A 22,953-nucleotide genomic window follows, 5' to 3' on the forward strand; every position below is an offset into this window, starting at 1 on the left:
TCCTTGCCCGGGCTGGAGGCAGGTTGGGGGCCTTAAACAGGCTGAGTGGGGGCGGTCCCCAACGATCCGCCACCACTCATCCCCCCAATGTGTGCAAAGGCCCCCGGAGCTGCCGGCGTTTTGGAATTTATCCCCGTTCGAAAACACTGGGACAGCCCCGCCTTCACACATTCATGATTGTGTCACACTCTAATGATTTTGTGAAAGCGGGTGCAGGTTACGTTTCGGTAGATGTCTTTTGGCGGGCCCCGCTTCGTCCATTTACCACCCGGGCGGCCCAAATTAGGGCCAGGCCAACTACGAAGCACAGCACCGCCGTGTAGTTGATGATGAACTCAATGTGGCCGAGGGCCGGCGGTATCAGAGGGAACGACAAGGTCAGCCCCGTCGCCACGGCGCCAAGGGCCAGCAGGGCGGCGGCAGCCCGGATTAGGGCGGGTAGCCGACTCGATACGGCGCGGACCATGGCCGGGAGCAGGGCGAGCGCAACAAAGGCGGGGTACGCGCGGCCGGCAGCCCCGTAATATTCGAGCAGCGCGGAGTTCCAGGGGTCGGTGCCCACTACGCCCGTAAGTCCCGCGGCGGAACCGCTGGTGTCCATCAGGAAGAACAGTGTCACGGCGACCGCGGATATGACGGCGAGGACTGCCATTCCTGTCCGGCCGGTGATGAGCCGGTAGGCGTCCTTTGCACCAAACCCACGGGAAATGCGGATGCCCATGAAATAGATGGCGGCGAAGATCACGAACCGGAGCAGCAGGTTGGCCAGGTTGATTCCCCCCAGCGCCTGGTCGATCACCAGATAGGGGCCCTGGATGCTCAACAGGATGGCCAGGGTCATCATGGCAAAGATGCCGAACAGCGACCGGTTCTCACCGCGGAGGGTGCTGGGAATGCGGGCCGCTGCAACGAATGCGCAGACGGCCAGCGTGGTCCATTGAAGGGTCTCGATCATCCCAGGTTCTCCCAAATCTTTTCTGTCTGCGCCTGGTCCTGCTCCTGGCGGCGCAATACTTTGCCCAGTGCCTGGAGCCTGTCCCCGGCAAGCACGGTGAGTTCTCCGTCAGAGAGGCTGGCCAGGGCAGCCTGCCGGGCTCCAGGGGGCCAGCCCGCCTCCTCCTCTGTGATGATTCCCGTAGCGACCAGTCCGCCGGCCGGTCCAACCCCCGCGGCAGCTGCGGTGGCCATGGCGAGCTCGGGCGACAGCCGGTTGGCGGTCAACTGCGCGGAGTAGTTTTGCGGGGCCACCCCGGTGGCGGCGGACACGCGGTGCCGGACCTCGCCGTCGTCAATGGCATCCACCCAGTTCTTTACGGAGGTCGCGTGCGGGGCCGGGCTGAGGGCAGGGGCGGCTGCTCCGCGGGGGCGTCCATGGCCGGCCGCGAGAGGAGCGCCCGGAGAAGGTCAGCGCTGGAAATCTGGCTTACCAGTTCGTTCCTGGTGGGCGGACGCGGTGGGCCTGCCAGGGCACTGTAGGCATCGAACCCGGCCAGCGCGGATACCGGGTTGATCTTGTAGGCCCGGCTGATGCTGACCACGGTGGTGACGGAGACCTTGCCCCGGACCAGCTGCTGGGCGAGGGTGGTCCGCTTGATTCCTGAGACCCGGCAGACGTCGGCAGTGCTGGCATCCGGTGCGATGCCTTGCAGCCAGCGCTGGAACGCCTTGGCGGAAAGGGTCATGGACGGCTCTCTGCAGAACGGGTGGTGCTGACGATTTTACCGTGCCCCGCCGGACGCTCCGTGCCGCTGATTTTGTCCGCGGCCCACAGTCGTCTATAGTTGATGGTCGAGCCCGTTGGTCCGTACACCCCCCAAGTCCGGACCAGCGGGTTCTTCTATGTCCTGCAGCCCCAGCGGCGCCGCGGCCTGTTTGTGCCGCCTCTGCCGGCCGTCAACGGCTGTCCGGGCAGCGGCGAAAGGACCACCATGACTGCAACGCTTGTCGCCAAGGACATTTCCGGCGGCCACGGCCACCGCACCCTTTTTTCCGGGCTCTCCCTGACCGTAGCCCCCGGCGACGTCGTCGGGGTCGTGGGCGCCAACGGCGCCGGGAAGTCCACGCTGCTGCGCCTCCTGGCCGGTGTTGACCAACCGCAGGAAGGCTCCGTCAGCCTTGCCCCGGCCGATGCCTTCGTCGGCTGGCTGCCCCAGGAACACGAACGTGTTCCCGGCGAAACGGTGGCAGGGTACATCGCCCGCCGGACCGGCTGCGCCGAAGCCACCCACGAGATGGAGTCCACCGCCGAGGGCCTTGGCTCCGGTGCCCCCGGGGCAGATGATGCGTACGCCCGGGCCTTTGACCGCTGGATGGCCTCCGGCGCCGCCGACCTGGATGACCGCATCCCTGCCGTGCTTGCGGAGCTGGGCCTGGACGCTGGTCCCGAAGCGCTGATGACCGGGCTTTCCGGCGGCCAGGCGGCGCGGGTGGCGCTCGCAGCCCTGCTGCTGAGCCGTTTCGACGTGGTGCTGCTGGACGAGCCCACGAATGACCTGGACCTCGCCGGGCTGGCCACGCTCGAAAACTTTGTGACGGGATTGCGCGGCGGGGTGGTGCTGGTCAGCCATGACCGTGAGTTCCTGGCCCGCTGTGTGACGCGCGTGGTTGAGCTGGACCTGGCCCAGAACAGCGTGGCAGTCTACGACGGCGGCTACGACGCCTTCCTCGAGGAGCGCGCCGTGGCGCGGCGGCACGCCCGCGAGAAGTACGAGGACTTCGCCGCCACCAAGGCAGACCTGGTATCCCGGGCCCGGACCCAGCGTGAGTGGAGTTCGCAGGGCGTCCGGAACGCCATGAAGAAGAACCCTGACAACGACAAGATCCGGCGCGCCGCGAGCACCGAGTCCTCCGAGAAACAGGCCCAAAAAGTCCGGCAGATGGAATCACGCATCGCCAGGCTGGACGTGGTGGAGGAGCCCCGGAAGGAATGGCAGCTGCAGTTCAGCATTGGGCAGGCGCCGCGCTCCAGCGCCGTCGTCGCCACCCTGCGCAACGCCGTGGCACGCCAGGGCAGCTTCACACTGGGACCCGTGAACCTCCAGCTCAATGGCGGTGAGCGGATCGGGATCACGGGCCCGAACGGCGCCGGGAAGTCCACCCTGCTGCGCCTCCTGCTGGGAACCCAGGCACCGGACGACGGCGACGCCTCCCTGGGTGCCACCGTCGCCGTCGGCGAAATCGACCAGGCCCGCGGCCTGCTTGACGGTGCCCAGCCGCTGGGCGACGCCGTCGAAGCCGTACTGGCCGACTGGAACAGCGCCGACGTCCGCACCCTTCTGGCCAAGTTCGGCCTCAAGGCGGACCACACGTCGCGGACCGTGGATTCCCTCTCGCCGGGGGAGCGGACGCGGGCAGCCCTGGCCCTGCTCCAGGCGCGCGGCGTGAACCTGCTGGTGCTTGACGAACCCACCAACCACCTCGACCTGCCCGCCATCGAGCAGCTGGAAGAGGCCCTTGAAAGCTACGACGGAGCGCTGCTGCTGGTCACCCATGACCGCCGGCTGCTCGAAAATGTCCGACTCGACTACCGGTGGCACCTGGAAAACGGCACGGTCCAGGAGCTCCACCACACTGCAAGCCAGGAGAAATAACCATGAGCATGGACCGCGTTGCGTGGAGCTCGCTCTACAACATCAGCACCGCCAAGAGCGGCTCCAAGCCGTTCTCAAAGGAGACCCTGAAGCGGGTGCTGGCCTTCGCCGCTCCGCACAGGGGCAAGCTCATCGCCTTCGTGCTCTCCTCCATCGCAGCGGCCTTCCTGGCCGTCGCCACCCCGGTGCTCGCCGGCCAGGTGGTTGACGCCATCATCGCCAAGACGGATGCCGGCACCGTGATCTGGCTGGCCGTGCTGATCGCCATCGTGGCCGTGGGCGAAGCCGGGGTGGGGCTGCTGACCCGCTGGCTGTCCTCGACCATCGGCGAAGGCGTCATCGTGGACCTGCGCACCCGGGTGTTCGACCACGTGCAGCGCATGCCCATTGCCTTCTTCACCCGCACCCGGACAGGAGCATTGGTCAGCCGCCTCAACAACGACGTCATCGGAGCGCAGTCCGCCTTTGCCGGCACGCTCTCCGGCGTGGTGAGCAACTCCGTGGCTCTGGCCCTGACCCTGGTCGTGATGCTCAACAAGTCCTGGCTGGTCACCGTGCTCGCCATGGTGCTGCTGCCGATCTTCCTGATCCCGGCCCGCCGCATGGGCTCCAAACTGGCGGACCTGCGCCGCGAAGCCGCTGCGCACAACGCGGCCATGGGCACCCAGATGACGGAGCGGTTCTCCGCGCCCGGCGCCACACTGGTGAAGCTGTTCGGCCGCCCGGATGAGGAATCCCGCGAGTTCGCCGCCCGCGCGGGCCGTGTCCGCGATATCGGCGTCCGCATGGCCATGCTGCAGTTCACGTTCGTCACGGCCCTGACGCTGGTGTCAGCGCTCGCGCTCGCGCTGGTTTACGGACTGGGCGGCTGGCTCGCCCTGGGCGGCCAGCTCGCGCCCGGGGACGTGGTGGTCCTTGCGCTGCTGCTGACGCGGCTCTATGCCCCGCTCACGGCGCTGTCCAACGCCCGCGTTGAAGTCATGAGCGCACTGGTCAGTTTTGAACGGGTCTTTGAGATCCTGGACCTGAAGCCGCTCATCCAGCAGAAACCGGACGCCGTGCCCGTTCCGGCCGGGCCCGTGTCCGTGGAGTTCGACAACGTCCGCTTCGCCTACCCCTCGGCGGACAAGGTCTCCCTGGCCTCCCTGGAGGAAGTCTCCACCCTTGACACCCGGGGCGGCGAGGAAGTGCTGCACGGCGTCAGCTTCCGGGTGGAACCAGGACAGACGGTGGCCCTGGTGGGCTCCTCCGGGGCCGGAAAGTCCACCATCGCCCAGTTGCTGTCGCGCCTTTACGACGTCGATTCGGGCGCCGTGCGTCTTGGCGGCACCGCGCCGGGGACGGGGCTGGACGTCCGGGACGCCACCTTCGATTCGCTGCGGGACACCCTGGGCATGGTCACCCAGGACGGCCACCTGTTCCACGAAACCATCGCCTCCAACCTCCGGCTGGCCCGGCCCGACGCCACGGACGAAGACATGTGGGACGTCCTGCGCCAGGCACGCCTCGAGACCATGATCAGGTCCCTGCCGGACGGCCTGGAGACCGTGGTGGGGGAGCGCGGGTACCGGCTTTCCGGCGGCGAACGCCAGCGCCTGACCATCGCCCGGCTCCTGATCGCCCAACCCCGGGTCGTCATCCTCGATGAGGCCACTGCTGCACTGGACTCCACGAACGAAGCCGCCGTGCAGGCAGCCCTGGGCGCCGCGCTCGAGGGCCGGACCGCCGTCGTGATTGCGCACCGGCTCTCCACCGTGCGCGCGGCGGACGCCATCCTGGTGGTGGAAGGCGGCCAAATCGTGGAACGGGGAACCCACACCGAACTGCTGGCGGCGGACGGCCGCTACGCCGAGCTGTACCGGACACAGTTTGCCGAGGCCACGGCTGTGGCGCAGGAGTCGGTCCCCGAGTTCTAGCGGTTCCTGGTCTCCCGCCGGTTCTCAGACTGCCCGCGCCGCCAGCAGGGGCAGGATGTGCTCAGTCAGCAGCGGCGCGAGGTCGTGGGGGAGGGCCGCGCCCGCCGGGGCGCTGATGTCCAGCCAGCGGATCTCCGCGATTTCAGCGGCGGGCGTGGCCTGCCATGTGCCCGGGGCGATGAAGACGGTAGCTTCGATGTCGGTGGCGGCCTCGTTCGCGGCGTCGGCGATCCACACCCCCATCAGTTCAAGCTCCTGCGGTCGGACCACGATCCCGACCTCCTCGGCGAGTTCCCTCGCAGCTGCCTGCACAGCGGTTTCGCCCGGCTCCGGCTTGCCTCCGGGATGCATGAACATGCCGGTCCCGCGCTTCCGAACGGTCAGGAGGCGCCCGGCGTCATCAAACACGCAGACAGCGGAGACCACGATCCGATCCTTCATTCGGTGATCCTTGCCAGGCGCGAGACGAGCAGCAAATCCTTGCGGGGACCGGTCACGTCCCAGCTGTAACTGAAGGCGTCCGGGCCCTGGCGTGTGTAGGAAACACGGTAGGTGTCGGGATCGCACCAGTGGCTGTCCTGGCTTGTACCGGGGGCGAAGCCCATGCGGTGGAACGGCCTGCCGTCGGGAAAGAATACGTCCAGCGCATCGGGCTGCGGCAGGGGTTTCAGGACGTACTCGCGGGAGGCGGGGCCCGTGAAAGTAGGCCACCGCATGGTGCCTTCCTCGCGAAGGGCCAGGCCGCCGTCGTCCGTGGGGGTGAAAATCGCGACGCCGGAAAAGGTCCCGCGGGTGCCGTCCGACCTGTCCAGGAGGTCCCGCTCCACCAGCCAGCGGCCCGGCTGCCCCGGCTGGCTTGTTGGGCGGCGGCCCAGGAGGTAGGCGCGGAGGCTTGGCTCCGGGGAAGGAGAGTTCAAGTGCCCTCGATTGGAATCGAACCAACGACACCGGCTTTAGGAGAGCCGTGCTCTATCCACTGAGCTACGAGGGCGCGCACCCGGGGGCCGGCGGGGCCGGTCCGTCCGGACACGGTTACAAGCATACAAGGTGCCGGGCCGTACTACGCTCAAGGCATGAGTCCAGCACCCACTGCCACTCCCGCCACTGCCGTCACCCCGAACGTGGCGTCCACCCGGCAGTACATCGGGGCGTGGGCGGTGTTGAGCGTGCTGCAGTATTTCGCCGCCGAGGCTGCCGTGGCCATGGCGTGGGCGGGACCCCGCCCGTACGACCTGCGGACGGGGTACATCAGCGACCTGGGGGCGCTCCACTGCGGCATCTATTCCGGACGGGATGTCTGCTCGCCCCTGAACTGGCTCATGAATGCCTCGTTCGTGGTCCAGGGCCTGGGACTGCTGGTGGGGGCGGTACTGCTGACCTCGGGCCTGCTGCGCGTGGCCGCGCGGCCTGGCACGCGGGTGGACTGGCGGCGCCGGGAGCCCTGGCTTGCGGCCTCCGCAGTCCGGCTGCTCACCGGAGCCGCCGGGGCGGGAACCGTGGTGGTGGGGCTGGTCCCGGAGGATACGGGCTCACCCTGGCACTACGCCGGCGCCATCACATATTTCATCTCCGGCGGGCTGGCATTGCTGGTGCTGGGCGTGCTGTGGCTTCGGAAGACCGGGATGGCGTGGTTCCTGCTGGTGTGCGGAGGCGTGTCGCTGGCGGCCACGGCCACGGGTGGACTGACCCGCATGGGGGTTCCCGAGCCTGGCACTTTGGAACGGCTGATGGGTTATCCGGTCACGGTGGGGATGGCCGCAGCGGGGCTGGTCATCGCCCAGCGGGTGCATCGGCACCGGATGCAGCGGCGGGCGGAGGCAGCTGCCGCAAAGGCAACTGCCGTTTAGGGCTCTTTCCTCTTCCTGCTGTTGAGGAACACCGCCGCGGCCCCGGCCAGGAGGCTCAGCACCAGAAGGACCCAGCCTGCAATGGTGAGGCCGGATGCCAGGGCCACCTGGCCGGCGTCGGGACCTTCAGTGCCCATCATGGCGTCGATGGCCACGTTGCCCCACAGCCGCACCACGACGAACAGCATGGGCAAAGCCCAGAGCGCCCAGCGCACCGCCTTCCGCGCCACGTTGGTCCCAATGAGCAGCAGCCACGTGAACCCGAAGATCAGCGGGAAGAGGGTGCCCGCGGTCTTGTGGACGTAGTTCAGCTGGCCCAGGGCGTCGCTGTTCATGACCCCCTGCAGCCGGCCGATGTAGCCGGGGTCAAAACCACCAACCAACGAATCAGGCATGGCCATTTCCTGGGAGAGCTGGGTGAGCTGGGACAGGGTCAGCAGGTGCAGGTACCAGAACAGGAACAGGCTGGCCACCACGCCGGCAATGACGATCAGGTTGCTGTTGCCCTGCGCCTTTTCCGGCGTGCGAGCAGTGGTGGGGTTGACCACCGGTGGCAGGTGATGTTGCGGCACCGCCGCGTTGGCGCCGTGCTTCTTGATCCGCTGGGCAGGGGTTTTGGCCATGCCACCATTATCCCGCCCCATAAACTGAACCCATGACCACTGGCCGACACAGCGCAGCTGTTCTTGACCCCTCATTGGACGACTACGAACTGGCCTCCGCGCTGGTCCGTGAAGCCGGACAGCTGGCGCTCCTCATGCGCATGGCCGGCCTGCAGTCTGAACAGAAGACCTCCGTCTCCGATGTGGTGACCGCGGCGGACCGCGCCGCGGAGGCTTATGTGCTGGAACAGCTCCAGCGCTGCCGGCCGGAGGACGGCATCCTGGGCGAGGAAGGCGCCTCCGTCCAGGGAACCAGCGGACGCACCTGGGTGATCGACCCCGTGGACGGCACCTACAACTTCCTGCACGGCTCCACCTACTGGTGCTCCGCCATCGCACTCAAGGACCACCGCGATGTGCTCCTGGGCGCCGTCTTCCAGCCTGAAGAGGACAAGCTGTGGCTTGGCGGGCATGACCGGCAGGCGACGCTCAACGGCGATCTGCTGACGACATTCACGGCGGACAGAGGCAGGCGCAACACCACCAGCGTTGCCGAACTTGGTGCGGCCACCTACATCCACCCCACATGGTTGATGGACCCCATGTGCGCCATGCCGTGGCACGCCGCGGCCACCTCCGCCGCATCCCTCCGCATGCTCGGATCCGGTTCCTGCGACCTGAGCCGGGTAGCCGACGGGCAGCTGGGGTGCTGGTACCAGCACAGCTGCCCGGAATGGGACTGGCTGCCGGGCAAGGCGATCGTCCTTGCGGCCGGCGGGGCCGTGGACACCGTCCACGTCAACGGGCTGGAGTGGTTCATCGCAGGAGGAACGACGGCGGTCCGCGAGCTGCGTGCGGCCCTCGAGTCAGGCTCGGTGGCCTAAGGCAATTGCCCGTGCACCGGGAGTAATCCACAGCCTGGAAGGCGTTGTCGGTCCCACCGCCTAGACTTGTAGGCACCATGGATATGTTGTTTGACCCGTACTCTGACGGACCGTTCAAGGCCGCTCCTGCCTCCACCGCCCGCACCAGGACGGAGCCTGAGGGCGTTGCCACCACGGCGGGGCCGGGCGGGATGCCGGATCCGCAGGATGGCGGTCTTCACCGCTCAGGCGGCTGGCAACAGTCCAGCCGGAACGCCGGTAACCGGCAGGACGACGGCCACCATGGCAGCCGCCGCCCGGATGCTGCCCAGCTGCTGGAAGGGCTGAACCCGCAGCAGGAGGAAGCGGTCAAGCACGGCGGATCCGCGCTGCTGATCGTCGCCGGCGCGGGCTCGGGCAAGACCCGCGTGCTCAGTAACAGGATCGCCTACCTGATCGCCACCGGCCGGGCGCACCACGGCGAAATCCTGGCCATTACCTTCACCAACAAGGCGGCCGCGGAAATGCGGGAGCGCATCGAGGCCCTGGTGGGCGGACGCGCCAAGATCATGTGGATCTCCACGTTCCACTCGTCCTGCGTGCGGATCCTGCGCCAGGAAGCGGCGAATGTCGGCCTCAAATCCAACTTCTCCATCTACGACTCCGCCGACTCCCTGCGCCTGGTTACCCAGGTTTCCAAGTCCCTTGACCTGGACCCCAAGAAGTTTGCGCCCAAGGCCATCCAGCACAAGATTTCCGCGTTGAAGAACGAGCTCATCGACGCCGACTCCTTTGCCTCGGAAGCCAACTACAACGACCCCTTCGAACACGCGGTGGCGGACGTCTACAAGGGCTATACCCAGCGCCTCCGGCAGGCCAACGCCATGGACTTCGACGACCTCATCGCCGAGACCGTCTACATGTTCCGCGCCTTCCCGGCCTTGGCAGAGTCATACCGCCGCCGGTTCCGCCACGTCCTGGTGGACGAATACCAGGACACCAACCATGCCCAATACGCCCTGGTCAGGGAGATCGTGGGCGAAGGCCCTGGCGCGTCGGAGCTTACCGTTGTGGGCGACTCGGACCAGTCCATCTACGCCTTCCGCGGCGCTGACATCCGGAACATCGTGGAGTTCGAAAAGGACTACCCCGAGGCCCGAACCATCAAACTGGAGCAGAATTACCGCTCTACCCAGAACATCCTGAGTGCCGCCAACTCGGTGATCTCGCGCAACCCCAACAGGCCCGAGAAAAGGCTGTGGACGGCTGAAGGCGAAGGCCACAAAATCATCGGCTACGTTGGCGAAAACGAACACGACGAAGCGCAGTTCATCGCCAAGGAGATCGACCGGCTCCAGGACGAGGAGAACCTCCGCCCGGGCGACGTCGCCATCTTCTACCGCACCAACGCCCAGTCCCGTTCCATCGAGGACGTGCTGGTGCGGGTGGGCCTGCCGTACAAAGTGGTGGGCGGCACACGTTTTTACGAGCGCAAGGAAATCAAGGACGCCCTCGCGTACCTGCGCGTCCTGGTGAACCCGGACGACGACGTCAACCTCCGCCGGGTGCTGAACGAACCCAAGCGGGGCATCGGGGACCGTGCCGAAGGCGCCGTGGCGGCCCTCGCCAGCCGCGAACGCACGTCCTTCATGGCAGCCGCCCGCCGCGCCGACCAGGCTCCGGGCATGGCCACCCGTTCGGTTAACGCCGTCCTGGGCTTCGTGAAAATGCTGGACGACCTCGCCGAGGTGGCCGCCGGGTCCGGCGCTGCCGCAGCACTCGAAGCGGTCCTTGAACAGACCGGCTACCTCGCGGCGCTGCGCTCCAGCACCGATCCGCAGGACGAGTCACGCGTGGAAAACCTCGCCGAGCTCGTGGCCGTGGTCCGCGAGTACGAGCAGGAGAATCCGGAGGGAAGCCTGGGTGCCTTCCTTGAACAGGTGTCCCTCGTGGCAGACGCCGACCAGATCCCGGACGCCCCCGGCGCGGACATTGACGCCGCCGTGGCCGAAGCCAAACGGCTTGGCGTGGTGACACTGATGACCCTGCACACGGCCAAGGGCCTGGAGTTTCCCGTGGTGTTCCTGACCGGCATGGAACACGGGCTCTTCCCGCACCAGCGCTCAGCCACCGACCCCAAGGAGCTCGCCGAGGAACGCCGGCTGGCCTACGTGGGGCTCACCCGTGCCCGGAAGCGGCTGTACGTGACCCGGTCCGAGGTACGCAGCATGTGGGGCCAGAGCCAGTACAACCCCGCCAGCCAGTTCCTCGAGGAAATCCCCGCAGAGCTCCTGGAATGGAAACGGGAGGGAACCAGCCGCCAGTCATGGGCCGGGGGTGGTTCGATTGGTTCGGGCCGGTACAGCGGGTCCTTCTGGGGCGCCGGCACCTCCCGCGGAGCGGCGGCAGATTCGTCTGCAGGGTTCAATGCCGACGTTCCGGCGTTCCTTGCCAAGACCCGGGTGCAACCGCAGAAGGAAATCATCGCCGTCAGTGTGGGGGACAAAGTCAACCACACCAGCTTCGGCAACGGAACGGTCCTGGCCCTTGAAGGAGCCGGAGACAAGACCGTGGCGAAGGTGAAGTTCGACGTCGGCGAAAAGCGCCTGCTGCTGCGCTACGCCCCCCTCACCAAACTCGACGCCTGATGGGCGCGCCCGCCCGGGCATAATGGAGGCCATGCGACGGACTGTGTGGGGGATGCTCGCCGCCCTTTTGATTATCATTGCCACGGGCTGCACGGTGACCACCAAAGACCCCGCCTACGTTCCGCCGGCTCCGCTGCAGCCCATGGAGCAGCTGGAAAAGGCACCGCTGGCTGATGCGAAGACATTCTCCAGCGGCGACGACGTCCTCTCTTTCATCACCGCCGACCGGACCGTCGCGTGCTCGCTCACGTCCGCCCGCGGGGAACACCTGAACCTGCCCTACGAGCAGAACCGCTACAGCGACGCCGCCAACAACAAGCTGCCCATTGTCCCGGTAGCCCACTGCGAGCTCGCCACGTATCCGGCGCTCCAGCCGGACGACACCAAGGGCGACTGCGCCGGAACCCATTTGGGCTACCTGGGCGGCGTGGCCCTCCTGACACCGGACAATGCCCGCTACGGCGAATGCCGCTCCGGCGTCACACCCATGGAAGCCGCTTTCGGGCCCAAGGGGAGCAAGACCGGGCCCCTGGCCCAACTTTCTGTGCTGGCGGACGGGCAGAACCTGGAACGCAACGGGCTGCGCTGCTCCGCGTACAACGACGGTGTGGCATGCGGAAACGTCTCCGCCGGCGTCGGATTCTTCGTTTCGCCCAAACGTTACGAGCTGATTCAGGGGCCAGCCAAAACCAGCCACCCGCCGCAGTCCGAGGGCCAAAAAACCCCGTAAATCCGCGGTTTTTCTACCGTCCATAGAATAGTGTGCTTACTCACATAAGGGGTAGTCTGGGACGGCCCGGTCCCTCCAAAGGACTAGAGTTCCCCATGGAGCATTACGCCGCGTGGCTCGTTTCCAGACAGGCCGCCGGTGCGTGCAATCCGCAGCCCGGTCATCGTCGTACAGATGGTGTCCGACTGTACAGAAACTACTTCGACGTAGAAGGACACTAAACCGTGGACCTGTTTGAATACCAGGCGCGCGATATGTTCGAGGCGCACGGTGTACCCGTGCTTGCCGGCATCGTGGCGTACACCCCAGAAGAAGCAAAGGCAGCTGCCGGGAAGATCGGCGGCGTTACCGTTGTCAAGGCACAGGTCAAGGTAGGCGGCCGCGGCAAGGCCGGCGGCGTCAAGGTCGCAAAGTCCGCTGACGAGGCGTTTGAGCACGCCACGAACATCCTGGGCATGGACATCAAGGGCCACACCGTCAAAAAGGTGATGATTGCCCAGGGTGCAGACATTGCCGAGGAGTTCTACTTCTCCGTCCTGCTCGACCGCGCCAACCGCAACTACCTTGCCATGTGCTCGGTTGAAGGTGGCATGGAGATCGAGCAGCTCGCCGTCGAACGTCCCGAAGCGCTGGCCAAGATCGCCATCGATCCCGCCGTGGGCATCGACCAGGCCAAGGCCGACGAAATCGTCGCCGCCGCAGGCTTCGCCGAGGAACTGCGCGGCAAGGTCGCCGCCGTGATCCTGAAGCTCTGGGATGTCTTCAAGAAGGAAGACGCCACCCTGGTGGAGGTCAACCCGCTGGTCAAGACCGGCGCCGGCGACATCGTGGCACTGGACGGCAAGGTCTCCCTGGATGAGAACGCCGACTTCCGGCACGCCAAGCACGCGCAGCTCGAGGACAAGGACGCTGCCGACCCGCTTGAGGCCAAGGCAAAGGCGCAGGACCTCAACTACGTCAAGCTCGACGGCGAAGTAGGCATTATCGGCAACGGTGCAGGCCTGGTTATGTCCACCCTCGACGTCGTGGCCTACGCCGGCGAGAACCACGGCAACGTCAAGCCCGCCAACTTCCTGGACATCGGCGGCGGCGCATCGGCCGAGGTCATGGCCGCCGGCCTGGACGTCATCCTGGGCGACGAGCAGGTCAAGTCCGTGTTCGTGAACGTCTTCGGCGGCATCACTGCATGCGACGCTGTCGCCAAGGGCATCGTCGGCGCACTGGCCGAGCTGGGCCACGCTGCCAACAAGCCGCTGGTAGTCCGCCTCGACGGCAACAACGTCGAGGAAGGCCGCCGCATCCTCAACGAGGCCAACCACCCGCTGGTTACCTTGGCCGCCACCATGGACGAGGGCGCCGACAAGGCCGCCGAGCTCGCCAACGCAGCGAAGTAAAGGGACGCACCATGTCTATCTATCTGAACAAAGACTCCAAGGTCATCGTCCAGGGCATCACCGGCGGCGAAGGCACCAAGCACACCGCCCTGATGCTCAAGGCCGGCACCAACATTGTTGGCGGCGTCAACGCCCGCAAGGCAGGCACCACGGTCCTGCACGGCGACAAGGAAATCAACGTCTACGGCACCGTCAAGGAAGCCATGGCTGAAACCGGCGCCGACGTCTCCATCGTCTTCGTGCCGCCGGCCTTCACCAAGAACGCGGTCGTCGAAGCCATCGAGGCAGGCATCGGCCTGGTCGTGGTCATCACCGAAGGCGTTCCCGTCCAGGACTCCGCCGAATTCTGGGCGCTGGCCCAGTCCAAGGTGGACGCCGACGGCAACCAGGTCACCCGCATCATCGGCCCGAACTGCCCCGGCATCATCACCCCCGGCGAAGCACTGGTGGGCATCACCCCCGCCAACATCACCGGCAAGGGCCCCATCGGCCTGGTCTCCAAGTCCGGCACGCTGACCTACCAGATGATGTACGAACTGCGCGACCTTGGCTTCTCCACCGCCATCGGCATTGGCGGCGACCCCATCATCGGCACCACGCACATCGACGCCCTGGCTGCGTTCGAGGCTGACCCCGAGACCAAGGCCATCGTCATGATCGGTGAGATCGGCGGCGACGCCGAAGAGCGCGCAGCCGACTTCATCAAGGCCAACGTCACCAAGCCGGTCGTCGGCTACGTTGCCGGCTTCACCGCCCCGGAGGGCAAGACCATGGGCCACGCCGGCGCCATCGTCTCCGGTTCCGCAGGCACCGCACAGGCCAAGAAGGAAGCCCTCGAGGCCGCCGGAGTGAAGGTCGGCAAGACGCCGTCCGAGACCGCCAAGCTGCTCCGCGAGGTCTACGCCGCCCTGTAGGCAGCACTTCAGAACGCGGGGCCATCCCCGGGTCCGTTTCCAGTCATGGGACGGACCTGCGGGTGGCCCCGCTTTCTTTGTTTAACGGCTGGCGACGACGGCGGGCGGCGCCTGCCCAGCCCCGTCGAGTAATGTTGGCACAGGAAAACAGGGCGCCCCGGGCGCGCAGGCAGGGGATTATCGATGGCAGAAAAACGACCCACGCTGGTCGACGCCGTCGTGGACAAGGTCCTCGAGCACATCATCAGCGGGGACATAAAGGCCGACGACGCCCTGCCGCCTGAGGCTGACATCGCCAAGGAATCGGGTGTCAGCAGGCTGACGGCCCGGGAAGCCATGAAGGTGCTCAAAGCGCAGGACGTCGTCTACGTCAAGCGCGGCCTGGGCACCTTCGTCAACCCTCCGGAGCGCTGGACCGGGCTGGACGCCATCATGCGCGCAGCATCCAGGGGAGTGGCCTCCGACCAGGTGGCCCTGCGCCTGCTGGAAGTCCGCCGCATGGTGGAGACCGGGGCGGCCGAACTCGCTGCCTCCCGCCACCGGCCCGCGGACCTTACCGCCCTGCAGGACAGCGTGGAGCAAATGGAAGCGGCACACCAGGCGGGAGACGTGGACGCGCTGACCGTGGCCGACATCGCCTTCCACGACACCGTGCTGCGGGCCTCCGGAAACCCCTTCGTGCCCGCCCTGCTGGGACAGCTCTCCACCCTGCTGTATGCCATGCGTCGCGAAACCTCGGCATTCCCGGATGTGCAGCGCCATGCCATCCACCACCACAAGATGGTCCTTGCTGCCATCGCGGCCGGCGATCCTGCCACGGCCCGGTCCACCATGGATGCCCACATCACCCAGACCTTTGAGGACTACGAGCAGTTCCTTGCCATGTCCAGCCGGAGCGAAACGACGGCCCGTTAGGATCCCTCCGGTGCAGCCTCCAGGGGGGGCGGCAGGCAATCCACCAGATCTGCGGAGGGGACTGCCATGCGTCTGGTGTTGACGACCACATTTACCTGTGACTAGAATCTCAGTCAGACATCTGACATCTGATGTCACCCCCGAAAATGCCGCCAGCCAAAGGAGTCGTCATGCGCGCGCATTCCCCTTTTGAGGGTCCCCACACCACCACCGGAGGCCTGCGATGACCTCCCGTGCCACTGCCCCCGCACTCAGCCAACTGGGCGAGACCACCCTCCGCAAGGTCCGCCGGCGGCTGATGCCCCTGATCGTCCTCCTCTACTTCATCGCCTACCTGGACCGGAACAACGTGGGCTTTGCCAAGCTCGGCATGCAGGGCGACATTGGCCTGACCGAAGCTGCCTACGGCCTGGGCGCCGGCATCTTCTTCCTCGGCTACGCACTGCTGGAGATTCCATCCAACGGAGGCATGTACCGCTTCGGAGCCCGCAAATGGATCGCCCGCATCCTGATCAGCTGGGGCATCTTCGCCACCGCGATGTTCCTGGTGAACGGTGAAGCCACCTTCTACGTCATCCGCTTCCTCCTCGGCGCGGCAGAGGCCGGCTTCTTCCCGGCGATCCTCTTCTACCTGACGCTGTGGTTCCCGGCAGCGCAGCGCGTGACGGTGCTCGGCATCTTCATCCTCGCCCAGCCCATCTCCAACGCCCTGGGCGCGCCAGTGTCCGGCATGCTCCTGAACCTCGAGGGCGTGGCCGGCCTGCACGGCTGGCAGTGGCTCTACATCCTCGAAGGCATCCCGGCCATCATCCTGGGCATCATTACGCCTTTCGTCATGACGGACCGCCCCGAACACGCCAAGTGGCTCAAGCCGGAAGAACGTGATTGGCTCTCCACCACCATGGCTGCGGAGCTGGCGGACAAGCAGAAGGCCGGCAACCACAACTTCCTCGCCGGCCTGAAGGACTCCCGCACCATTGCCTATTCGGCGCTGTACTTCGGCCTGGTCTGCGGCATCTACGGCCTTGGCCTTTGGCTGCCCACCATCGTTAAGGCGCTCGGAACGTTCGACTCAACGCAGGTGGGATTCATCGTCTTCATCCCGTACGCCATCGCTGCCGTGTTCGTCTACTTCTGGAGCAAGCGTTCGGACCGCACCGGCAACCGCGTTTGGCACGCCAGCGCCAGCATGGTGCTTGCCGCCGTCGGACTCCTGGGCGCCGGCTTCCTGCTCCCCGTCAACGCCGTGCTCGCCATGGTCTTCCTGACCCTGGCAGCAATGGGCATCTACTCCGCAATTGCGCCCTTCCTGGCTATGCCGTCCGCCGCCCTCACCGGCGCCGCGGCAGCAGCCGGACTGGCCATGGTCAACTCGCTCGGCAACCTGGGCGGCTTCGTGGCCCCCTACATCGTGGGCATCCTCAAGGACGCCACCGGAAACTCCCAGACCGGCCTGGTGTTCCTGGCCGCCTGCCTCGCCGTGACTGCCGCCGCCACCTACCTTTACGCACGCAAGCGGCCGGAAGGTGTCTCCGCACCCGGAGCCACCGTTCCTGCCGCCGATACCCACTAGGAAACAGCAATGACTACAGAGCACGCATTCCCCGCAGAACGTACCGCGGTCCTCACCGGGGCGGCATCCGCCCGGGGCATTGGCCGCGCTACCGCAGACCGGCTGGCCAGCCAGGGCTGGTCCATCGCCATCCTGGACATCAACGCCGAAGACGCCAGGGCGGCAGCGGCGGAAATCGGCTCCAGCCGTGCCGTCAAGGCGATCGGCGTAGGCGCCGACGTCTCGGACGAGGCTTCGGTGGACCGTGCCATCACGGAAATTGAGCAGTCCCTGCCGCCCATCGTGGGACTGGTCAACCTGGCCGGAATCAGTTCCCCCACTCCCTTCATGGAAACCACCGTGGCGGAATGGGACAAGGTCTTCGCCATCAACATGCGTGGCACCTTCGTGGTGTCCCAGCGGGTCCTCAAGGGCATGATTGAGCGGGAGCTCGGGCGGATCGTCAGCATCTCCTCCATCTCCGCCCAGCGCGGCGGAGGAACGTACTCCAAGGTCGCCTACAGCGCTTCCAAGGCCGGCATCCTCGGGTTCACCCGTGCCCTGGCGCGCGAAGTCGGTGAGCACAACATTACGGTGAACGCCATCGCGCCCGGCCCGATCGATACGGACATCATGGGTGGAACGCTGAGTGACGAGCGCAAGGCCCAGATGTCAGAGGGGATCATGATGGGCCGGGTGGGAACCCGCGAGGAAGTGGCTGCCCTGATCGCGTTCCTCCTCAGCGAGGATGCCGGCTACATCACGGCCGCGACCTATGACATCAACGGCGGCCTGCAGGTTTCCTGACGTCCGCTTTCCCGGTACCCCGGCGCACGGTGCCGTACGGCCCGCCGGCCGCACGGCACCGCCGCCGCGGTGCGTCATCCGCAACGTCCCGCCCCTGCAGCGGCTATAGGATTTCTACATGGCAACCAAGAGCAAGGCCACCGGCGGGGTGAGCAGGCAGGTCCTCGCGGACCACGTCTACGAGGCGCTTTTGGTTGCCCTTATGGACGGCCGGCTGGAAGCGGGTACGCCGGTCAGCATTGACGGGATGGCCAGGGAGCTGGACGTCTCGCCGACGCCGGTGCGGGAGGCGCTTGCCCGGCTGGAAGCCACCGGCATGGTTCGAAGGATGGCGCTGCGGGGCTACCGGGTAGCCCCGCTGTTTTCTCCGGAAGAGCTGGCGGACCTGATGGACGCCCGGCTGGTGATCGAACCAGCCAACGCCTTCATGGCCTGCAAGCACGCAGACCAGGAGCTTACCGGGCAGCTTCAGCAGGCCATCGAGGACCTGAAAGCCGCGCCGCGCGGCCCGTCCTTTGCCGAGTTCCGGGCCTACTGGGAAGCGGACGAGCGCTTCCACCGGCTCATTGCCGAGTCGGCGGAAAACCAATTCCTGCTGTCCGCCTACAACGCGTTGGGCGGCCAGGTACAGCGTTTCCGCTTCTTCGGTGGCCTGGGCGTAACCGACGCCGACTACGCCATCGCCGAACATACCGAGATCCTCAAGGCCTTTGAAGCCGGCGACGCCGAACTTGCCCGGCAAAAAATGATCGACCACATCGAGGGCGTCAAGCAGCGCTCGCAGCACGACAGCGAAGTGCGCAGCTAGCAGCACGCCCGGGGTCCGGAAAGGCCCCCAACCCACGACTCCCCCAGGGGAATCCACCCGCAAACCCTTGACAGGATCGCTTATCAGCGTAGATCCTATAGGAAATGCGATTCATGATCTGGAGTGACAATGCCGTACACCGCTGAAAACTGGCCCATCGCCGCCGCCCTGCTGCAGTTCCCCGGAACCCGGCCGGACGGGACCGCCGTCCAGGACGCCCCTGCCAGCGAATGGCAGCAGGTCTTCGAAGAAGTGGCGGACGCCGGTTTCACCAATGCCGACCTCACAGACAGCTGGGTCCGTCCCGGCGACCTTTCCAGCGCCCGGCTGGACGAGCTGAAAGCCGCCGCCACGGCTGCGGGCCTCGGCCTTCCCTCCATCTCCGCGATCCGCCGCAGCGTGATCGAGGAAGGGAACTGGGAGGAAAACCTGGCCTACACCCACCGGACGCTCGAAGCCGCGGCACAGCTTGGCTGCGAGGTTGTCTCGATCGGGCTCCACCAGGCCATTACCCCGGAGCAGCGGAAGCAGCTGTGGTTCTGGACCGTCGAAGGCCACAAGGACCCGGTGGGTGACAAGGAAAGCTGGAACAACGCCGTCACCCGCATCCGCGAAGTGGGCAAGCACGCCGCCGAACTTGGCCTGCTGGTGTCGCTGGAGATGTACGAGGACACGTACCTGGGCACCGGCGACTCCTCTGTGCAGCTGGTCCAGGACATCGACCTGCCCAACGTTGGGCTGAACCCGGACCTGGGCAACCTGATCCGCCTGCACCGCCCCATCGAAGACTGGCGGGAGCTGGTGCACAAGACCCTGCCGTACTCCAACTACTGGCACGTCAAGAACTACATCCGCGATGAAGACCAGGCCCGCGACCAGTACGTCGCCATGCCGGCTCCCATGGAATCAGGCCTCATCAGCTACCGCGAGGCGTTCCAGTTCGCCATCTCGGTCGGCTTCCAGGGCGTGATCTGCACGGAGCACTACGGCGGCGACGGCCTGAGCGTGACAGCCGCCAACCAGGACTACCTCCGCCGCCAGGTCCTCCCCAAGCGCGACGGCTACACCCTGGGCACCAGCCTGGTGGCCCAGGGCCGGCAAACCCCCGCGGCAGTCCCTGCACGCTAGCCGGCAGGCTTCCCAACCGATCCAACGGGTTCAACGAGGAATCATGACAAAGATATTTGATGATCCAGCGCAGTTCGCAGACGACGCCCTTGACGGCTTCGTGGCCGCCAACCGCCAGTATGTGGCGCGTGTCGACGGCGGTGTTGTCCGCTCCACCGAATCACCCGCCAGCCAGGTGGCCCTGGTCATCGGCGGCGGCTCCGGCCACTACCCGGCTTTTGCCGGCCTGGTGGGCGCAGGGCTGGCCGCCGGAAGCGCCTGCGGCAATATGTTTGCGTCTCCCTCCGCGGGGCAGGTGTACCGCGTGGCCAAGGCATCCCAGACCGGCGGGGGAGTCCTGCTCAGCTATGGAAACTATGCCGGCGACGTCCTTCACTTTGGCCAGGCCCAGGACAAACTGAACGCCGAAGGAATCGAGACACGGACCGTCTTGGTCACCGATGACATTGCCAGCGCCCCGCTGGAGGAAATCACCAAGCGCCGCGGCATCGCCGGGGACCTGACGGTCTTCAAAGTGGCCGGCGCGGCAGCGGAAGCGGGCCTGGACCTGGACGAGGTGGAGCGCCTCGCCATCAAGGCCAACCACCACACCCGCTCGCTCGGCGTTGCCTTTGCCGGCTGCACCCTTCCCGGGGCAGCCGAACCTTTGTTCACGGTGCCTGAGGGCATGATGTCGGTGGGTCTGGGCATCCACGGTGAACCAGGCATCTCCGAGCAGCCCCTGCCAACCGCCAGCGAACTTGCCCGGCTCCTGGTCGACGGCCTGCTGAAGGACAAGCCGGACGCCGCGGGCACCAGGGTGGTGCCGATCCTGAACGGCCTGGGAACGGTCAAGTACGACGAACTCTTCCTGCTTTTCGGCAAGATCGAGGCGCTGCTGACCGGGGCCGGACTGGAAATCGTGGAGCCGGAGTGCGGCGAGCTGGTGACCAGCCTGGACATGTCCGGGCTGTCCCTGACGCTGTTCTGGCTGGACGCGGAACTGGAGAAATTCTGGGCAGCGCCTGCCGACACCCCTGCCTTCCGCAAGGGCAACCTGGCCCCGCGCCGGGCCCGCTCTGTGGAGGCACTCGCCGAAGCTGGAACGGCGCCCGCGCTGGCCGCCACGCCGGCGTCGACTGCCCTGGCCGCCACGGCGGTGGGCGCGCTGAAGGAAGCCCGGTCCGTCGTCGTCGAACACGAGGACGCGCTTGGCAAACTGGACGCCATCGCCGGGGACGGCGACCACGGCATCGGCATGCGCCGCGGCGTTGATGCCGCCGTTGCCGCCGCAGAGAAGTCCCACGCGGCCGGCGCCGGGCTCGAGGAACTCCTCACGGCGGCGGGCGAGCAGTGGGCCGAGCGCGCCGGCGGCACCTCCGGCGCCCTGTGGGGCGCGGCCGTCGCCGCCGTCGGCAAAACCTTGGGCAGCAAAAATTCCTACACCGCCTCGGATGCGGCCGCAGCCGTCAACGCCCTCCGCGATGCCATCATCACCCTGGGCAAGGCGGAAGCCGGGGACAAGACCATGGTGGATGCGCTGCTTCCGTTCGCCGAGACCTTCAACCGCGCAATTGACGACGGCGGCAGCCTGGCCGCAAGCCTCCGTGCGGCAGCGGAGGCGGCAGCAAAAGCCGCTGACGAGACCGCCGGGCTCAGCCCGAAGAAGGGCCGGGCACGCCCGCTGGCCGAAAAGAGCCTGGGCCATCCCGACCCCGGTGCTGTGTCCTTCGGCCTCATCGCCCGGCGGCTGGCCGATTACGCCGCCACCATCGAAAGCCACTAAAGGAGAGAACCCTGATGACTGAGCAATCCCAGCCGGGCTGGCGCATCGTTGTCGGCAATGACGAAGCCGGTGTCGAATACAAGAATGCCCTGCGCAAACTGCTGGAGGCGGACCCCCGCGTCGCGTCGGTGGAAGACGTGGGAGTCGGCGCCGACGACACCACGGCCTACCCCCACCTGGCCGTCGCCGCCGCCCGCAAGGTGGCTGCCGGCGAAGCGGACCGCGCCCTGCTGATCTGCGGCACGGGCCTGGGCGTGGCCATCTCCGCCAACAAGGTGCCGGGCATCCGGGCCGTCACAGCGCACGACAGCTACTCCGTGGAACGCTCCGTGCTGTCCAACAACGCCCAGGTCCTCACCATGGGCCAGCGCGTCATCGGCCTTGAACTGGCCAAGAAGCTGGTGGGCGAGTGGCTCAACTACCGCTTCGATGAAAACTCCGCATCCGCGGCCAAAGTAGACGCCATTTCCTCCTATGAGGACGCGTCGGAAGGACTTGAGGACAAATGACCACTCGCAACATCGCCGTCGTCGGCTCAGGCTACATGGGCGGCGGGATCGCCCAGGTCCTGGCACTGGCAGGAGCCCGCGTGGCACTCGCCGACGTCTCCGCCGAAATCGCCCAAAGCAACTACGAGCGGCTGCTGAAGGAATCCGACGAATTCGTGGCGGCCGGCCTCTTCCCGGCCAACGCCACGGACCTGCTCAAGGAAAACCTTTGGGCCGCCAAGGACATCGAAGAAGCCGTGGCCGGCGCCGAATACATCGAGGAGGCGGTGCCGGAGATCCTCGAGATCAAGCACACCACTTTGGGCCGGATCAGCGCCGCCGCCCGGCCGGACGCCATTATCGGTTCCAACACCTCCACCATCTCCATCGCCAAGCTCGCCGAAGTGGTGGAGAATCCGGAGCGCTTCCTGGGCGTCCACTTCTCCAACCCGGCCCCTTTCATCCCCGGTGTGGAAGTCATACCGCACGAAGGGACGTCGAAGGCCACGGTCCAGGCCGCGCGCACCATCGTGGGGGAGACCGGCAAGGAAACCGCCACCGTCAAGGACGTCACCGGCTTCGTGCTGAACCGGCTCCAGTACGCCCTGTTCCATGAGGCAGCCCAGGTCGTGGAAGAAGGCATTGCCACCGCGGAGGACGTGGACACCCTGGTCCGCACCACCTTCGGCTTCAGGCTGCCGTTCTTCGGGCCGTTCGCGATCGCCGACATGGCCGGCCTGGACGTGTACGCGTTCTGCTACAAGTCCCTCCAGACGGGGTTCCCGGAGCGGTTCGCCACCCCGAAGATCCTGCAGGAAAAGGTCGACGCCGGCCAGTTGGGCACCAAGACCGGGTCCGGATTCCTGGACGTCCCGGCAGACCGGACCGCCGCCCTTGTTGCCTACCGGAACAAGGCGTACGTCGCCATGCAGAAGCTCATTGAAGAGCTGGGCCCGGCCCCGCTTTCCTGATCCCTAAGGAACCCT

The 22,953-nt window shown here is 66.5% G+C and carries 20 protein-coding genes, 1 tRNA gene and 1 pseudogene; 16 read left to right on the forward strand and 6 right to left on the reverse strand.

Features of this window, described 5'->3' with window-relative positions; translation table 11 throughout:
• Nucleotides 1-217 precede the first annotated feature (217 nt).
• A complete protein-coding gene (locus tag NIBR502770_RS01730; protein WP_141180823.1) occupies nucleotides 218-955 on the reverse strand; it encodes a hypothetical protein in 738 nt (245 codons plus the stop codon).
• Nucleotides 952-1,682: pseudogene (locus tag NIBR502770_RS01735) on the reverse strand (hypothetical protein). Before NIBR502770_RS01735 ends, NIBR502770_RS01730 begins: the two are co-directional and overlap by 4 nt.
• A gap of 246 nt (nucleotides 1,683-1,928) precedes the next feature.
• Between NIBR502770_RS01735 and NIBR502770_RS01740 the strand changes: the two are divergent.
• Together NIBR502770_RS01740 and NIBR502770_RS01745 are read left to right on the forward strand one after the other, a co-directional pair.
• A complete protein-coding gene (locus NIBR502770_RS01740; RefSeq protein ID WP_141180824.1) occupies nucleotides 1,929-3,590 on the forward strand; it encodes an ABC-F family ATP-binding cassette domain-containing protein in 1,662 nt (553 codons plus the stop codon).
• A gap of 2 nt (nucleotides 3,591-3,592) precedes the next feature.
• Nucleotides 3,593-5,506 carry an ABC transporter ATP-binding protein gene (locus NIBR502770_RS01745; RefSeq protein ID WP_141180825.1) on the forward strand — a complete coding sequence of 638 codons (1,914 nt, stop codon included), beginning with the start codon at nucleotides 3,593-3,595 and terminating at the stop codon, nucleotides 5,504-5,506.
• 24 nt (nucleotides 5,507-5,530) lie between these two features.
• On the opposite strand, the gene NIBR502770_RS01750 is transcribed toward NIBR502770_RS01745, so the two are convergent.
• The 3 genes from NIBR502770_RS01750 to NIBR502770_RS01760 form a co-directional block, all read right to left on the reverse strand.
• On the reverse strand, nucleotides 5,531-5,947 hold the full coding sequence (locus NIBR502770_RS01750) for an NUDIX domain-containing protein (protein ID WP_141180826.1): 417 nt from the start codon (nucleotides 5,945-5,947) through the stop codon (nucleotides 5,531-5,533).
• A complete protein-coding gene (locus NIBR502770_RS01755; protein WP_210418901.1) occupies nucleotides 5,944-6,423 on the reverse strand; it encodes a DUF6314 family protein in 480 nt (159 codons plus the stop codon). The genes NIBR502770_RS01750 and NIBR502770_RS01755 overlap by 4 nt, the downstream gene beginning before the upstream one ends.
• Before the next feature lies 1 nt (nucleotide 6,424).
• Nucleotides 6,425-6,497: transfer RNA gene (locus NIBR502770_RS01760), tRNA-Arg, on the reverse strand.
• A gap of 82 nt (nucleotides 6,498-6,579) precedes the next feature.
• On the opposite strand from NIBR502770_RS01760, the gene NIBR502770_RS01765 reads away from it, so the two are divergent.
• Nucleotides 6,580-7,353: a DUF998 domain-containing protein gene (locus NIBR502770_RS01765; protein ID WP_141158023.1), complete on the forward strand. Its 774-nt coding sequence runs from the start codon at nucleotides 6,580-6,582 to the stop codon at nucleotides 7,351-7,353.
• On the opposite strand, the gene NIBR502770_RS01770 is transcribed toward NIBR502770_RS01765, so the two are convergent.
• Nucleotides 7,350-7,976 carry a hypothetical protein gene (locus NIBR502770_RS01770; protein WP_141158022.1) on the reverse strand — a complete coding sequence of 209 codons (627 nt, stop codon included), beginning with the start codon at nucleotides 7,974-7,976 and terminating at the stop codon, nucleotides 7,350-7,352. The genes NIBR502770_RS01765 and NIBR502770_RS01770 overlap by 4 nt on opposite strands.
• 32 nt (nucleotides 7,977-8,008) lie before the next feature.
• On the opposite strand from NIBR502770_RS01770, the gene NIBR502770_RS01775 reads away from it, so the two are divergent.
• The 13 genes from NIBR502770_RS01775 (at nucleotide 8,009) to NIBR502770_RS01835 (ending at nucleotide 22,938) form a co-directional block, all read left to right on the forward strand.
• Nucleotides 8,009-8,839, forward strand: a complete 831-nt coding sequence (locus NIBR502770_RS01775) for an inositol monophosphatase (RefSeq protein WP_141180827.1) — start codon at nucleotides 8,009-8,011, stop codon at nucleotides 8,837-8,839.
• An 83-nt stretch (nucleotides 8,840-8,922) separates the two neighbouring features.
• Nucleotides 8,923-11,466: a DNA helicase PcrA gene (gene pcrA / locus NIBR502770_RS01780; protein ID WP_371416509.1), complete on the forward strand. Its 2,544-nt coding sequence runs from the start codon at nucleotides 8,923-8,925 to the stop codon at nucleotides 11,464-11,466.
• A gap of 22 nt (nucleotides 11,467-11,488) precedes the next feature.
• Nucleotides 11,489-12,196 (forward strand): hypothetical protein, encoded by a 708-nt coding sequence (locus NIBR502770_RS01785; protein WP_246857359.1) that lies wholly within the window; start codon nucleotides 11,489-11,491, stop codon nucleotides 12,194-12,196.
• Nucleotides 12,197-12,420: 224 nt separating this feature from the next.
• Nucleotides 12,421-13,590 carry an ADP-forming succinate--CoA ligase subunit beta gene (sucC, locus tag NIBR502770_RS01790; RefSeq protein WP_141158019.1) on the forward strand — a complete coding sequence of 390 codons (1,170 nt, stop codon included), beginning with the start codon at nucleotides 12,421-12,423 and terminating at the stop codon, nucleotides 13,588-13,590.
• 11 nt (nucleotides 13,591-13,601) lie between these two features.
• Nucleotides 13,602-14,504: a succinate--CoA ligase subunit alpha gene (gene sucD / locus NIBR502770_RS01795; RefSeq protein ID WP_018769572.1), complete on the forward strand. Its 903-nt coding sequence runs from the start codon at nucleotides 13,602-13,604 to the stop codon at nucleotides 14,502-14,504.
• A gap of 183 nt (nucleotides 14,505-14,687) precedes the next feature.
• Entirely contained in the window at nucleotides 14,688-15,419 is a 732-nt protein-coding gene (locus NIBR502770_RS01800) for a FadR/GntR family transcriptional regulator (RefSeq protein ID WP_141158018.1), read from the forward strand.
• 223 nt (nucleotides 15,420-15,642) lie between these two features.
• Nucleotides 15,643-16,992, forward strand: coding sequence for an MFS transporter (locus NIBR502770_RS01805; protein WP_141158017.1), 1,350 nt, complete (start codon nucleotides 15,643-15,645; stop codon nucleotides 16,990-16,992).
• A 9-nt stretch (nucleotides 16,993-17,001) separates the two neighbouring features.
• Entirely contained in the window at nucleotides 17,002-17,778 is a 777-nt protein-coding gene (locus NIBR502770_RS01810; RefSeq protein WP_141158016.1) for an SDR family NAD(P)-dependent oxidoreductase, read from the forward strand.
• A gap of 118 nt (nucleotides 17,779-17,896) precedes the next feature.
• On the forward strand, nucleotides 17,897-18,586 hold the full coding sequence (locus NIBR502770_RS01815) for a GntR family transcriptional regulator (RefSeq protein ID WP_141158015.1): 690 nt from the start codon (nucleotides 17,897-17,899) through the stop codon (nucleotides 18,584-18,586).
• A gap of 129 nt (nucleotides 18,587-18,715) precedes the next feature.
• On the forward strand, nucleotides 18,716-19,714 hold the full coding sequence (locus NIBR502770_RS01820; RefSeq protein WP_141158014.1) for a sugar phosphate isomerase/epimerase: 999 nt from the start codon (nucleotides 18,716-18,718) through the stop codon (nucleotides 19,712-19,714).
• A 43-nt stretch (nucleotides 19,715-19,757) separates the two neighbouring features.
• Nucleotides 19,758-21,479 carry a dihydroxyacetone kinase subunit DhaL gene (dhaL, locus tag NIBR502770_RS01825; RefSeq protein ID WP_141180829.1) on the forward strand — a complete coding sequence of 574 codons (1,722 nt, stop codon included), beginning with the start codon at nucleotides 19,758-19,760 and terminating at the stop codon, nucleotides 21,477-21,479.
• Between the two features lie 14 nt (nucleotides 21,480-21,493).
• Complete coding sequence (locus tag NIBR502770_RS01830) at nucleotides 21,494-21,988, forward strand: ribose-5-phosphate isomerase (RefSeq protein WP_141158012.1); 495 nt, start codon at nucleotides 21,494-21,496, stop codon at nucleotides 21,986-21,988.
• Complete coding sequence (locus tag NIBR502770_RS01835; RefSeq protein ID WP_141180830.1) at nucleotides 21,985-22,938, forward strand: 3-hydroxyacyl-CoA dehydrogenase family protein; 954 nt, start codon at nucleotides 21,985-21,987, stop codon at nucleotides 22,936-22,938. Before NIBR502770_RS01830 ends, NIBR502770_RS01835 begins: the two co-directional genes overlap by 4 nt.
• Nucleotides 22,939-22,953: the final 15 nt, after the last annotated feature.

Origin of the sequence: Pseudarthrobacter sp. NIBRBAC000502770 (genome assembly GCF_006517815.1) — a bacterium.
GTDB classification, from domain to species: Bacteria; Actinomycetota; Actinomycetes; order Actinomycetales; family Micrococcaceae; genus Arthrobacter; species Arthrobacter niigatensis.